This window comes from Pedobacter sp. MC2016-24 (assembly GCF_015223055.1).
Classification (GTDB): domain Bacteria; phylum Bacteroidota; class Bacteroidia; order Sphingobacteriales; family Sphingobacteriaceae; genus Pedobacter.
This window is the reverse complement of the sequence record NZ_JADFBX010000024.1, coordinates 1-13724: the sequence shown is the minus strand read 5'-3', so window position 1 is coordinate 13724 and position 13724 is coordinate 1. Positions and strand designations below refer to the sequence as shown.

The window sequence follows — 13724 nt, the reverse complement described above, 5'->3', positions numbered from 1 at the left end:
GATGCAGTTGCAAGAGGTGTTATATGGAATTAAAATAACCACGGTGTTGGGAACAACCAACAGGGCGGTTAGTGCTTTGGTGTTTGACTCGCGTCAGGCTGAAAAGGAGACCATGTTTTTTGCAATTAAAGGCACTTTGTCTGATGGACATCAATACATTCAATCTACCATTGATGCAGGCGCAACGGCAATTGTTTGTGAAGTACTTCCTGAATTGATCCATCCGGATGTGACTTATATCCAGGTAGAAAACTCTGCTGTGGCTTTAGGTAAGATGGCCGCTAATTTTTACGAGCACCCGTCTGATCAATTGCAATTGGTTGGCATTACAGGTACCAATGGTAAAACAACCATTGCTACGCTACTCTTTAAATTATTTAGGGAACTGGGTTATAAAGTTGGATTGATCTCTACCGTAGACAATCACATCAATGATTTGGTAGTTCCGGCAACCCATACTACACCAAACCCGATTGCTTTAAACCTGCTATTGCAGGATATGGTAAATGCAGGGTGTGATTATTGTTTTATGGAAGTAAGTTCTCATGCCGTTGTCCAGCACCGTATTGAGGGACTGAGTTTTAAAGGTGGGGTGTTCTCTAACATCACACATGATCATTTGGACTTTCATAAGACTTTTGACAATTACATTAAGGCTAAAAAGGCATTTTTTGACGGACTACCGGCAGGTACTTTTGCTTTGACCAATACTGATGATAAAAATGGTATGGTCATGCTTCAAAATACCAAGGCAACAAAGAAGACTTATGCTTTGAAACAACTGGCTGATTTTAAGGCTAAGATTGTGGAAAATAGTTTCAATGGTTTACATCTGGATATCAACAATGCTGACGTATTTTTTAAACTGGTAGGTTCATTCAACGCCTATAATTTACTGGCAGTATACGGAACTGCTGTATTGTTAGGGCAGGACGAATTTACTGTATTAACCACGCTAAGCAATTTGACTGGTGCTGAAGGTCGTTTTGACTACATCACTTCCAGTCAGAACATTATTGGCATAGTAGATTATGCACATACACCGGATGCGGTACAAAATGTATTGAGTACGATCCACGACATTAGAAAAGGAACAGAACAGGTCATCACCATTATTGGATGTGGTGGGGATCGGGATAAAACCAAACGACCGATCATGGCACAGGTGGCATGCGATTGGAGTGACAAGGTAATCCTGACGTCTGATAATCCAAGAACGGAAAACCCGCAAACGATAGTAGAGGAAATGGAACAAGGGGTTTCGCCGACAAATAAACGTAAAACTTTGAGTATAGTAGATAGAAGAGAAGCAATCAAAACCGCTTGTCACCTGGCCAAACCGGGCGACATTATTTTGCTTGCAGGAAAGGGACATGAGAAATATCAGGAGATTAATGGGGTTAGGTATCATTTTGATGATAAGGAAATTTTAAGTGAACAATTAAACTTAATCAGCTAATGTTATATTATCTATTTGAATATCTAAATCAGCATTATGATTTCCCCGGACTGCGGTTGTTTCAGTACATCACGTTCCGTACCTCATTGGCTATCATTATTTCTTTGATTATCACTACGGTTTATGGGAGACGGATCATCGACTATCTGCAAAAAATGCAGGTTGGAGAAACGGTGAGGAACCTGGGACTGGAAGGTCAGATGCAGAAACAAGGTACCCCTACGATGGGTGGGATTATGATTTTGCTGGGGATTTTGGTGCCCACTTTATTGCTGGCCAATTTAACGAATGTATATGTGATCCTGATGATCATTACTACGGTTTGGATGGGCGCAGTAGGATTTTTAGACGATTATATTAAGGTTTTTAAAAAGAATAAAGAAGGACTTGCCGGTCGTTTTAAAATTGTTGGTCAGGTTGGTCTGGGTTTAATTATTGGCTATACCATGTATTTTAACCCCAATATTGTGGTTAGGCAAACTGTGGATGAGGTTGGAGTTACTGAGGCCACTGCCAAAGCGCCCATGGTATTGCGACAAAAGGGAGAAAGTTTTTACTATACCCAGGATGTGAAGTCGACCTTAACCAATGTTCCTTTTTATAAAAATAATGAGTTTGATTATGCCAAGGTGCTTAAGTTTTTAGGCGAAGGTTATGAAAAATATGCGGCTTTAGTTTTTATCCTCATTACGGTGATTATCATTACTGCGGTGTCTAACGGAGCAAACATCACAGATGGTATCGACGGCCTGGCAACAGGGACCTCGGCGATTATTGGGATTACGCTCGGCCTACTGGCTTATGTGTCTGGTAATACCGTGATAGCTGATTACCTCAACATCATGTATATTCCCAATTCGGGCGAGCTTATGATTTTTGCGGGTGCCTTTGTTGGGGCTTGTGTTGGCTTTTTATGGTACAATTCCTACCCGGCACAGGTGTTTATGGGAGATACTGGTAGTTTGGCTATCGGTGGAATCATTGCAGCATTTGCGATCATGATCCGTAAAGAATTGTTAATCCCGATTTTATGTGGGGTTTTCCTGATCGAGATCTTATCGGTAATGATCCAGGTTTCTTATTTTAAATATACCAAGAAACGATTCGGTGAAGGTAGAAGGGTGTTTTTAATGTCCCCTTTACATCACCATTATCAGAAAAAAGGCTATCACGAAGCTAAAATTGTAACCCGGTTCTGGATCATCAGTATTTTGCTGGCGATCATTACCATCATCACTCTAAAACTACGGTAATGGAAAAGCAACGTATTGTAATTCTGGGAGCAGGAGAAAGTGGTGTCGGTGCAGCGATGCTGGCGCAAAAAAATGGCTTTGAGGTCTTCGTGTCTGACTTTGGTGCGATTCCGCAGCGGTATAAGGAAAAACTTCAGGAACTGAACATCAGATTTGAAGAGGGACAGCATACTGCTGAGGAGATTATGAAAGCGGTAGAAGTGATTAAAAGTCCGGGAATTCCAGAAACTGCAGGGATTGTGAAAGACCTGAAACGCAAAAAGATTCCGGTGATCTCTGAGATTGAATTTGCCAAGCGTTATACCAGCGCCAGAACAATTTGCATCACGGGGTCTAACGGTAAAACGACGACTACATTGCTTACCTATCATATTTTGAAGCGTGCAGGCTTAAATGTCGGTCTGGCAGGCAACATCGGAAACAGTTTTGCGGCACAGGTGGCTACAGCTGATTTTGACTGGTACGTGCTGGAGATCTCCAGTTTTATGCTGGATGATATGTATGATTTTAAAGCTGATGTATCAGTTTTATTAAACATTACGCCGGATCATCTGGACCGCTATGATTATAAGCTGGGTAATTATGCCGCTTCAAAAATGCGTATTACAAGGAATCAGGGGCCTGAAGATGTTTTCATCTACTGTGCCGATGATGAAGAGACCTTAAAAATACTGAAGAGTACAAAGGTTCATGCAAAAACCTATCCTTTTTCTATCCGAAAGAAGATTGAAGCAGGAGCTTACTTAGAGACGAACAACATACACATCAATATAAACCTAAACGATCCATTAACCATGTCTATTACAGAATTAGCCTTACAAGGAAAGCACAACATTTATAACTCTATGGCATCTGGCATAGTGGCGAAGGTACTGGACATCCGGAATTCAACCATCCGAGAAAGTATGGGCGATTTTAAGAATGTGGAACATCGTTTAGAACATGTGGCTAAAATTTCGGGTGTTGATTACATCAACGATTCAAAAGCAACCAATGTGAACTCTACCTGGTATGCATTAGAAAGCGTGAGCGCTGATGTAATCCTGATAATGGGGGGTGTTGACAAAGGCAATGACTATGAAATGCTGAAGGATATGGTTAAGCAGAAAGTTAGGGCTATTGTATGTTTAGGTAAAGATAATAAGCGTATTCACGAAGCTTTTGAAGATGATGTAGAGATCATCGTCAATACCTTCTCAGCGCATGAGGCTGTACAGGTGGCTTACCATTTGGCCAAAAAAGGCAATACAGTGTTGCTGTCGCCAGCCTGTGCAAGTTTTGACTTGTTCAACAATTATGAAGACCGCGGTAACCAATTTAAGGCTGCTGTTAAAGAATTATAAGATATGATTTCGATAAAAGGGATTTTAGATAAAACAAAGGGAGATCGCTGGATATGGCTGATCATTATCCTTTTGTCTTTAATTTCTATCTTGACAGTTTACAGTGCAACAGGTACTTATGCCTATAAAACTGGAAAAACTGTAGAGAAGATTTTATTGACCAAACACCTGATCTTTGTGGTGATGGGGATTGGTATGATCTATGTCGCCCATTTATTGGATTATAAATATTATGCTGGGATTTCGAAGATTCTGATGATCATCACCATTCCCTTGTTATTTTATACCTTGATTTTTGGTACGAACCTGAATGACGCGTCCAGATGGGTAAAAATTCCGCTGATTGGTCTGACTTTTCAAACTTCAGATTTGGCTAAGCTTGCACTGATTACCTTCCTGGCGCGAATGCTCACCAGGAAGCAGGAAAATATCAAGGATGTTAAGAAAGCTTTTATTCCAATTATGGCTTCGGTTTGTGCGGTCTTTGTGTTGATTGCACTAGCCAACCTGTCTACCGCACTGATGTTATTTGGTGTGAGTATATTGCTGTTGATCATTGGCAGGATTAGCATTAAACAAATCTCCATAGTTTGTGCCGGGGGCTTCGTGTTGTTGTTACTGGTTGCTTTTTTAGGGCCCAGACGGGATACTTATAAGTCCAGGATCAATGCATTTTTACACCCCGAATTACAACACTCCGATAAAACCTATCAGGCAGACCAAAGTAAAATTGCTTTGGCAACAGGAGGTGTTTTTGGTAAAGGGCCAGGGAATAGTACACAAAGGAACTTTCTGCCCCACCCATACTCTGATTTTATCTTTGCCATTATTGTAGAAGAGTATGGTATGCTGGGTGCAGCAATAGTCATTGTGCTCTATCTGGTATTGCTGTATCGATGTGTACGGATTGTCACACAAAGCCCGAAGGCCTTTGGGGCCTTGTTGGCTGCCGGATTGAGCTTTAGTTTGACCATACAGGCTTTTGCGAATATGGCCGTGGCAGTAGGCTTAGGCCCGGTAACCGGGGTTCCGCTTCCCTTAGTTAGCATGGGGGGGACTTCGATGATTTTTACCAGTATTGCATTTGGGATTATATTGAGTGTAAGCCGGGATGTAGAAGAACAAGGTAGTAAGAAAGTAGTTGTAGGTGAAATACCTGCGATGGGATAAGAAACAGGTATAAAAATATAAAGATGAAACCAACAAGAGTAATCATTTCAGGAGGCGGTACTGGCGGACATATATTTCCGGCCATATCCATCGCCAATGCGCTAAAACGCATGGAGCCTGGCTGTGAAATTTTATTTGTTGGTGCGGCTGGCAGAATGGAAATGGAAAAGGTTCCTGCTGCCGGTTATAAAATTGTGGGTTTAAATATCAGTGGAATCCAGCGTGGCGCGATACTGAAGAATTTGAATCTGCCGTTTAAATTGTTTGGAAGTGTCCGCAAAGCATTACAACTGATCGCTGATTTTAAACCGGATGTTGTCGTTGGGGTAGGTGGTTATGCCTCTGGTCCGATTCTTTTCGCTGCTTCTTTAAAAAAGATTCCTTACCTGATTCAGGAACAGAACTCGTATGCAGGTATCACCAATAAATGGTTGGGTAAAAGTGCCTCTAAAGTTTGTGTGGCATTTGATGGGATGGATCAATTTTTTCCAGCGGATAAGCTGATTAAAACAGGGAATCCGGTTAGAAAAGATGTGGTGGATGTTATTGGAAAGCACCATGCGGGGGCTGAACTATTGAGACTGGATCCTTTGAAAAAAACGATTTTAGTTACTGGCGGCAGTTTAGGTGCCGGTACACTGAATAAAAGTATAGAAAAGCATTTACCCGAAATCCTGGAACAGGATGTACAGGTGATCTGGCAGACCGGTAAATTTTATTACAAGGGGATTGTGGAGCGTCTTGGACCTGACTTTCATCCGAATGTGAGGATCCTGGAGTTTTTGAATAAAATGGACATGGCTTACGCTGCGGCCGACCTGATCATCTCCAGGGCAGGTGCAGGAACAATTGCAGAATTGTGCTTGATAAAGAAACCGGTTATTCTGGTTCCTTCACCAAATGTGGCGGAAGATCACCAGACTAAAAATGCAATGGCTTTGGCCCAGCATAATGCTGCTTTGCTGGTTACGGACCGCTCTGCTGAGGATACTTTGGTGACCGAAGCATTGAGCCTGTTGAACGATAAGGAGCGAAGTAAAACTTTTGCGGATGAGATTGGGCGGATGGCATTGCCTGAAGCAGATGTGCTGATCGCAAACGAGGTATTTAAACTTGCAGGAAAGGGGAGAGCGAGCTGATGGAACTGAATACGATACAACGCGTTTATTTTGTTGGTGTTGGCGGCATTGGCATGAGTGCAATAGCCCGGTATTTTGTGAAACGGGGATGTCTGGTTTGTGGTTATGATAAAACGCGAACTGATTTATGTAGTGTCCTTGAAGACGAAGGAATTCAGATCACTTATGCAGATGAGGTATCCGGTATTCCAGCGGAATTTAAGCAAAAGGATGTAAACACTTTAATTGTTTATACGCCGGCTATTCCCGGTGACTCAAAGATCATCCACTATTTTAAAGCAGAGGGTTTTGAGATCAGGAAACGTTCGGAGGTATTGGGTATCATCAGTAAGGGGCAATTTTGCATAGCAGTTGCCGGTACCCATGGTAAAACGACAACTTCATCAATCATTGCTCATGTTTTAGTACATAGTGGCTTTGGCTGCACTGCTTTTTTAGGTGGAATTGCTACGAATTATAACAGTAATTTTCTATTTAATGATAACCATGTGGTTGTGGTAGAGGCAGACGAATATGACCGTTCTTTTCTGACATTACATCCCGATATTTCGGTGGTGACTTCTATGGATGCCGACCATTTGGATATTTATGGGGATGCTGCGCATTTGCAGGAGTCTTTCCGTTTGTTTGCTGCTCAGTTGAAACCGAATGGGGCTTTGTATATCAAAGAAGGTTTGCCCTTGGAGCATGGTATTGGCTATAGCGTTAACGGGACATCGGAAATCCGTGCAGAACAGATTCGTGTTGTGGATTCAAAGTTTGTATTTGATTATGTGGATGGACAACAGGTGTTGAATGACATCCATTTGATGTTGCCCGGGAAACATAATGTAGAAAATGCGGTGGCGGCGATAGCAGTAGCGTTGAAACTGGGTATTGATCCTGAAAAAATAAAAGCAGGTATTGCAAGTTTTAAAGGTGTTAAAAGAAGATTTGAATACCATGTAAATGCACCTGGAAAAATATATGTGGATGATTATGCACATCATCCGGAAGAATTGAGGGCATGTTTTGATGCGGTAAGACAATTGTATCCGGACAAGAAACTGACTGTTGTTTTTCAACCGCATTTGTTTACCAGAACAAGAGATTTTGCAGATGATTTTGCGAAGGTTTTGAGTACTGTTGACGATTTGATCTTGTTGGATATTTACCCGGCACGGGAATTGCCATTGGAGGGAGTGACCTCCCGGATGTTATTGGACCGGGTTACGCTAAACCAAAAAGAAATCTCAACCAAAGCACTGTTGCCTGAAAAAATTAAAGATAAAAATCCGGAACTGTTGTTGACAGTTGGGGCTGGAGATATAGATACCTTGATACAACCACTTAAAGCCATTATGAGCCATGCTTAAAAGGATCAACTGGAAGCGCATATTCAAACTTTTCTCCTGGGTAACTTGCCTGGTGGGCCTGGTTGTGCTCATGAGTTTTGTGGGTGCTAAGCGTGATACAGTGGTTTGTACAAATGTTAAGATATTGATACCCGGTGCTGACAATTTTATCGAAAGAGAAGAGATTGATGCGATTTTAAGACACAGTCAGGGCAAGTTAATCGGGCAAAAACTGACCAATATTAATTTGCATAAGATAGAGAAAAGCATCACTGATAATCCTTACATCGCCTATGCAAAAGTGTATGCCGATATGGATGGTGTGATCGAAATTGAAGTGCGTCAGCGTCAGCCTATTTTAAGGGTGATCAATGCCGCCGGACAAGACTTTTATGTAGACCGAAATGGATTGAAGATGCCGGTGTCTCCAAATTTTACAGCCAATGTACTGGCTGCAAATGGTAAGATCATGGAGCATTTTACAGGCAGAGTAGATACACTGGTAACCAAACTGGCGATAGATTTATATAAAACGGCTGCATTTATTAAGAAGGATACCCTGTGGGATGCCCAGATCGAGCAGCTTTATGTAAATGATAAGAATGATATTGAGTTGATTCCGAGAGTAGGTAATCAGCGTATTGTACTGGGCTCTGCGGATTCATTGGAGGTGAAAATGAGAAACCTTTTGGCCTTTTATAAAAAGGCCATGCCTAAGGTGGGTTGGGAAACTTATAAAACGATTAACATCAAGTATACAAACCAGGTTGTTTGCGAGAAGAATAAAATAGACTCGCTTACAGGAAAGCCTGTTAAAGAAAAAGATAGCGTGAAGGCGACAAAAGAAGAATTTGAAGAGAAGGTACGAAAGCAGATGGAGGAGGACCGGCGAAATGGAGTAAATGCTGAAACTGCCGGGCCTTAAGAAAGAATAAAAGAATTAGAATAAAATACAGATACCAGAAAAACAATAATAAACTCAACAAATCAATATAGTTATGGGCAAAGAAAAATCTACCGTTCAGTCTCCAATAGTTGTTGGATTGGACATCGGTACGACTAAGATCTGTGTGATCGTTGGTCGGAGGACGCAGCATGCAAAAATAGAAGTATTAGGGATTGGAAAAGCGGAATCAGCTGGAGTTACCCGTGGGGTTGTTTCTAACATTCAGAAGACAGTACAGGGAATTTCTCAGGCTGTTGAATTGGCTAGTGGGCAATCTAATGTGGAAATTCGCGTTGTTAACGTAGGTATTGCCGGACAACACATTAAAAGTTTACAGCATCGGGGGATTTTAACCCGACGTGAATTGAACAGCGAAATCAGTAAGAAGGATATAGACAAATTAATTGATGATATGTTTAAACTGGTTATGCCCCCAGGAGAAGAAATCATCCATGTTTTGCCTCAGGAATTCACGATAGACAATGAGCCGGGCGTAAAAGACCCAATTGGCATGGCCGGCGTACGTCTGGAAGCGAATTTCCATATCATTTCCGGACAGGTTACTGCGGTGAAAAATATCATGAGGTGTGTAACCAATGCCGGGTTGCAAACTCAGGAATTAATATTAGAGCCTTTGGCTTCTTCAGAATCGGTGTTGAGCGACGAAGAAAAAGAAGCAGGGATTGCATTGGTTGATATCGGTGGTGGTACTACCGATATTGCAATTTTTCATGAAGGAATCATTCGCCATACTGCTGTAATCCCTTTTGGCGGTAACAGTGTAACAGAAGATATCAGGGAAGGCTGTTCTGTCATGAGAAATCAGGCGGAATTGTTGAAAACCAGATTCGGATCGGCGCTCGCTGAAGAAAATAAAGAAAATGAAATCATTTGTGTACCAGGATTAAGAGGCCGGGAGCCGAAAGAGATCTCGGTGAAGAACCTGGCTTATGTCATTCAGGCAAGGATGGAAGAAATCATAGAACATGTTTACTATGAAATCAAGTCTTCAGGATACGAGAAAAAATTGATTGGTGGTGTGGTAATTACTGGTGGTGGTGCTTTATTAAAACATCTGTCTCAATTGGTGGAGTATGTGACGGGTTTAGATTGCCGCGTAGGATATCCGAACGAGCATTTGTCTAAATATGAAGACATGCCTAAAACCATTTACGATGATTTGAAGAGCCCAATGTATGCAACGAGTGTTGGTTTGTTGATCAAAGGTATACAGAAAGCTGAAGAATTATTGGAGGAGTTGAAACAACCTGGTGTATATGTGGAAAGACCCGCTACAACTAAGGAAAAAGCCAAACGTACAGGTGGTGGATTATTTGATAAATTGCTCGCTAAAACCAAAGATTTCATCAAAGACGACATGAATGTTAGTGATGAAGATTATATAAAACCGTAATAGTTTTCCACAAAAGTCGATTTTTCCACATTCTTAACAATTGTGGAAAACGACTGTTGAAAAAGTGTTAATATTACGTAGCGAGATGAACAGGAAAAACGAATTTTTAAACAACTGATTCATAAAGATATGCAGTTTGAAATGTTAAAAGATAAGTCATCAATCATCAAGGTAATTGGTGTTGGTGGCGGTGGTGGTAATGCGGTAAACCATATGTACCGTCAAGGAATTACTGGTGTAGACTTTATTATTTGTAATACAGATGCCCAGGCTTTGGAGTTCAGTCCAATTCCCAATAAGGTACAACTTGGTGCAAGTTTGACCGAGGGAATGGGTGCGGGCTCGATTCCTGAAGTAGGTAAAAATTCGGCTATTGAAAATATAGACGACATCAAGCAAATGTTAGGCAGCACGACTAAGATGCTGTTCATTACAGCAGGTATGGGTGGTGGAACAGGAACTGGTGCCAGTCCGATCATCGCTAAAGCAGCTAAAGAATTAGATATTTTAACCGTGGCTATTGTAACTACGCCTTTTGCTTTTGAAGGTAAAAGACGTAAAATGCAGGCCAATGACGGTTTGGATGAACTGAGGAAATACGTTGACTCTTACCTAGTGATTTCTAACGACAGGCTTCGTGAGATTTTCGGTAACCTGACACTGGGTTCTGCTTTCTCTCAGGCCGACGATATTTTGACTACCGCAGCTAAAGGCATTGCCGAGATCATTACTGTTCCAGGTTATATCAACGTGGATTTTAAGGATGTGCGTACGGTAATGAAGGACAGTGGCGTATCGATCATGGGTAGTTTCGCTTGTGATGGTGAAAACAGGGCCTTGAATGCAGTAGAAGGTGCATTGGCTTCTCCGCTGTTGAAAGACAGTGAGATTGAAGGTGCAAGATATATCCTTTTAAATATCAGTTCCGGATTACGTGAAGTAACCATGGATGAGGTGACCATCATTACCGATTATATTCAGGATAAAGCAGGTCTTTCTGCTGATTTAATCTGGGGTAACTGTATTGATGAGAATCTGGAAGACAAGCTGTCTGTGACCATTATTGCAACTGGTTTCCAGACTAAGGAACAACGTGATGAGGAGAAAAAGAACGTTAGAAAAGTTTCTTTACTGACTCCTGAGGAGGCCCCATTGGTAAAGCCCATTGAGCCTGTGAACTCATTCATTGAACCAAAAGTACAACACTTTTCAAATGAACCAGTTTTAAGAGCGAAAGAAGAATTGAAACAGTCAGATCTTTTTGGCGATTTGTTTAACGGAAAGCGTATACTAAAAACAGAGGAACCAGAAAATGTTGTAGTCAGACATTCTTTAGTTGAGGAAGAAGCCCCGATTGCTGAAAACCCAAAAGAGTCTGGTTTCGAATTTGAAATCAAAGTAGCAGAAACTGATTTTGTTTTCGAAACGCCGGCAACAGTTTTCAACAATGATGTGGTGCCTCAAAGGGAAGAAATTGCTTTGCCAGGTTTGGATGACGATAAGAATGATGACTCTATAGAAGATCAGCTGAGAAAATCAAAAGAAAGGATTTTGAGACTGAAAGATTTGAGTATGAAACTTCGCACCAGTAATGGTTTACAGGAACTGGAAAATGAGCCTGCTTACAAACGTAAACAAATGCAGTTGCAACAAGTACAACATTCTTCTGAATCACAGGTATCCAGATTTACATTAAGTAGCGATGAAGATGGCTCTACTGAAATCAGACCTAATAATTCGTTTTTACACGATAATGTTGATTAAAATAAATTGCATATAAAATATAAAGCCTTAACAATAATACTGTTAAGGCTTTTTTGGCATCATAATGGCAGGTAGCACCCTGGATCGGCAATGCGTACAGTATATTGTATGTCAGGCAGATTAACCTTAACTTTACACAAAAAAATAATAACTATTAATACATATAACATTGGATATTTTTGAAAAGATAGCAAAACATATGGGCCCGATCGGGCAGCATCATAAATGGTCTCATGGATATTTTTCATTTCCTAAACTTGAAGGTGACATCGCACCACATATGAATTTTCGTGGCAAAGAGCATTTGGTTTGGAGCTTAAACAACTATCTAGGCCTGGCCAATCATCCGGAAGTAAGAAAAGCAGATGAGCAAGGTGCCGCTGATTTTGGTATGGCTTATCCTATGGGCGCCCGTATGATGTCAGGGAATTCTAAATACCACGAGCAACTGGAGCAGGAGCTTGCTGCATTTGTAGGTAAGCCAGACGCATTTCTATTGAATTACGGGTATCAGGGTATGGTTTCCATCATTGATAGCCTGGTTGACCGCAATGATGTTGTGGTTTACGATGCAGAGTCGCATGCTTGTATCATTGATGGTTTACGTCTGCACATGGGTAAGCGTTTTGTTTATAAACACAATGATATTGAAAGTGCAAGAAAACAACTGGAAAGAGCAACCAAACTTGTAGAACAAAGTGGTGGAGGTATCCTGGTAATTACTGAAGGTGTTTTCGGTATGTCAGGTGCCCAGGGTAAATTAAAAGAACTTGTTGATCTGAAAAAAGACTTCAATTTCCGTTTGTTAATAGACGATGCGCACGGCTTTGGTACAATGGGGCCGACTGGGGCAGGTACACACGAAGCACAGGATTGTATAGATGGCGTGGATGTATACTTTGGTACTTTTGCCAAATCAATGGCCGGCATTGGAGCATTTGTAGCATCCAGTGAAGAAATTACCAATTTTTTCAGGTATAACATGCGTTCTCAGACTTTCGCAAAGGCGCTGCCTATGCCAATGGTTATTGGTTTATTGAAGCGTTTAGAGTTGCTTAAAAATAACCCTGAGCTGAGAACAAGTTTATGGAATATTGCCACTACATTACAGAACGGACTAAAAGCACGTGGATTTGATATCGGTGTGACCAATACCATGGTAACACCAGTATTTTTGAAAGGAGAATTGCTGGAAGCAACAGCTTTGACTATGGACCTTCGTGAGAATTATAGTATTTTCTGTTCCATTGTAGTTTATCCGGTAATCCCTAAGGGCCTAATCGAGCTACGTTTAATACCTACGGCAGTTCATACTTTAGAAGATGTACAGCGCACATTAGATGCCTTCAGTGAGGTGTCTGAGAAACTAAAAAGTGGTTACTATAAAGAAAACCAGTTTTCAATGGCTTAGTGCCAAAATAGAATCAAAAGCCTTAAAAAACCGCCCTTTAATACGTTTAAAGGGCGGTTTTATTTTATCCTTGTTTTTAAATACTTGATTTGAAGTGTGTTGGCTGTTTTATTCGTCTTGTTTTTTGTTCATAACGTGCTGTAATGTGGAAAAAAACAGGTTTTTTTAATATTTTTTTGTTATTCCAAAAATTCATTATTTGAAATAAACAACTTACTTTAGTAATAGAGTATTAATCAAAAACTAAAAACTAAAGGAGTAAAACTAACAATGAAAAAATTTAACGAGGTAAAAGAACTGGTTGCATCTTTAGAGGCTGATGCAGATAAATTCTACAACAAAGCCAACAGCGCCGCTGGAACCCGCGTGCGTAAAGGAATGCAAGATCTTAAAAACTTAGCTCAGGCTATTCGTTTGGAAGTTCAAGACACAAAAAATAAAGCTTAAAAGCTTTACTTTATGAAAAAGCGTCCCGAAGAAATTCGAGACGC

Annotated in this window: 11 protein-coding genes; all 11 read left to right on the top strand. The window is 40.9% G+C overall.

Annotated elements, in window-relative coordinates; all coding sequences use genetic code 11:
• Position 1: 1 nt before the first annotated feature.
• The 11 genes from IM797_RS27360 (at position 2) to IM797_RS27310 (ending at position 13680) form a co-directional block, all read left to right on the top strand.
• A complete protein-coding gene (locus tag IM797_RS27360; RefSeq protein WP_194130411.1) occupies positions 2 to 1459 on the top strand; it encodes a UDP-N-acetylmuramoyl-L-alanyl-D-glutamate--2,6-diaminopimelate ligase in 1458 nt (485 codons plus the stop codon).
• The gene (gene mraY / locus IM797_RS27355; RefSeq protein ID WP_194130410.1) at positions 1459 to 2712 is read left to right on the top strand and encodes a phospho-N-acetylmuramoyl-pentapeptide-transferase; all 1254 of its coding nucleotides are present in this window, start codon (positions 1459 to 1461) and stop codon (positions 2710 to 2712) included. The genes IM797_RS27360 and mraY overlap by 1 nt, the downstream gene beginning before the upstream one ends.
• Positions 2712 to 4055: a UDP-N-acetylmuramoyl-L-alanine--D-glutamate ligase gene (gene murD, locus IM797_RS27350; RefSeq protein WP_194130409.1), complete on the top strand. Its 1344-nt coding sequence runs from the start codon at positions 2712 to 2714 to the stop codon at positions 4053 to 4055. Before mraY ends, murD begins: the two co-directional genes overlap by 1 nt.
• A gap of 3 nt (positions 4056 to 4058) precedes the next feature.
• Positions 4059 to 5225 carry an FtsW/RodA/SpoVE family cell cycle protein gene (locus IM797_RS27345; protein ID WP_194130408.1) on the top strand — a complete coding sequence of 389 codons (1167 nt, stop codon included), beginning with the start codon at positions 4059 to 4061 and terminating at the stop codon, positions 5223 to 5225.
• A 23-nt stretch (positions 5226 to 5248) separates the two neighbouring features.
• Positions 5249 to 6364, top strand: a complete 1116-nt coding sequence (gene murG / locus IM797_RS27340; protein WP_194130407.1) for an undecaprenyldiphospho-muramoylpentapeptide beta-N-acetylglucosaminyltransferase — start codon at positions 5249 to 5251, stop codon at positions 6362 to 6364.
• On the top strand, positions 6364 to 7719 hold the full coding sequence (murC, locus tag IM797_RS27335) for a UDP-N-acetylmuramate--L-alanine ligase (RefSeq protein WP_194130406.1): 1356 nt from the start codon (positions 6364 to 6366) through the stop codon (positions 7717 to 7719). The genes murG and murC overlap by 1 nt, the downstream gene beginning before the upstream one ends.
• Positions 7712 to 8623 (top strand): cell division protein FtsQ/DivIB, encoded by a 912-nt coding sequence (locus tag IM797_RS27330; protein WP_194130405.1) that lies wholly within the window; start codon positions 7712 to 7714, stop codon positions 8621 to 8623. The genes murC and IM797_RS27330 overlap by 8 nt, the downstream gene beginning before the upstream one ends.
• A gap of 73 nt (positions 8624 to 8696) precedes the next feature.
• Entirely contained in the window at positions 8697 to 10058 is a 1362-nt protein-coding gene (gene ftsA / locus IM797_RS27325) for a cell division protein FtsA (RefSeq protein WP_194130404.1), read from the top strand.
• Positions 10059 to 10187: 129 nt separating this feature from the next.
• Positions 10188 to 11822: a cell division protein FtsZ gene (ftsZ, locus tag IM797_RS27320; RefSeq protein WP_194130403.1), complete on the top strand. Its 1635-nt coding sequence runs from the start codon at positions 10188 to 10190 to the stop codon at positions 11820 to 11822.
• A 169-nt stretch (positions 11823 to 11991) separates the two neighbouring features.
• Positions 11992 to 13233 carry an aminotransferase class I/II-fold pyridoxal phosphate-dependent enzyme gene (locus IM797_RS27315; protein ID WP_194130402.1) on the top strand — a complete coding sequence of 414 codons (1242 nt, stop codon included), beginning with the start codon at positions 11992 to 11994 and terminating at the stop codon, positions 13231 to 13233.
• A 270-nt stretch (positions 13234 to 13503) separates the two neighbouring features.
• Positions 13504 to 13680 (top strand): histone H1, encoded by a 177-nt coding sequence (locus IM797_RS27310; protein ID WP_194130401.1) that lies wholly within the window; start codon positions 13504 to 13506, stop codon positions 13678 to 13680.
• The last annotated feature ends 44 nt before the right edge of the window (positions 13681 to 13724 follow it).

Coding starts and splice junctions, on each gene's coding strand:
- IM797_RS27360 (WP_194130411.1), top strand. CDS start 2: ATGCAGTTGCAAGAGGTGTTATATGGAATTAAAATAACCACGGTGTTG.
- mraY (WP_194130410.1), top strand. CDS start 1,459: ATGTTATATTATCTATTTGAATATCTAAATCAGCATTATGATTTCCCC.
- murD (WP_194130409.1), top strand. CDS start 2,712: ATGGAAAAGCAACGTATTGTAATTCTGGGAGCAGGAGAAAGTGGTGTC.
- IM797_RS27345 (WP_194130408.1), top strand. CDS start 4,059: ATGATTTCGATAAAAGGGATTTTAGATAAAACAAAGGGAGATCGCTGG.
- murG (WP_194130407.1), top strand. CDS start 5,249: ATGAAACCAACAAGAGTAATCATTTCAGGAGGCGGTACTGGCGGACAT.
- murC (WP_194130406.1), top strand. CDS start 6,364: ATGGAACTGAATACGATACAACGCGTTTATTTTGTTGGTGTTGGCGGC.
- IM797_RS27330 (WP_194130405.1), top strand. CDS start 7,712: ATGCTTAAAAGGATCAACTGGAAGCGCATATTCAAACTTTTCTCCTGG.
- ftsA (WP_194130404.1), top strand. CDS start 8,697: ATGGGCAAAGAAAAATCTACCGTTCAGTCTCCAATAGTTGTTGGATTG.
- ftsZ (WP_194130403.1), top strand. CDS start 10,188: ATGCAGTTTGAAATGTTAAAAGATAAGTCATCAATCATCAAGGTAATT.
- IM797_RS27310 (WP_194130401.1), top strand. CDS start 13,504: ATGAAAAAATTTAACGAGGTAAAAGAACTGGTTGCATCTTTAGAGGCT.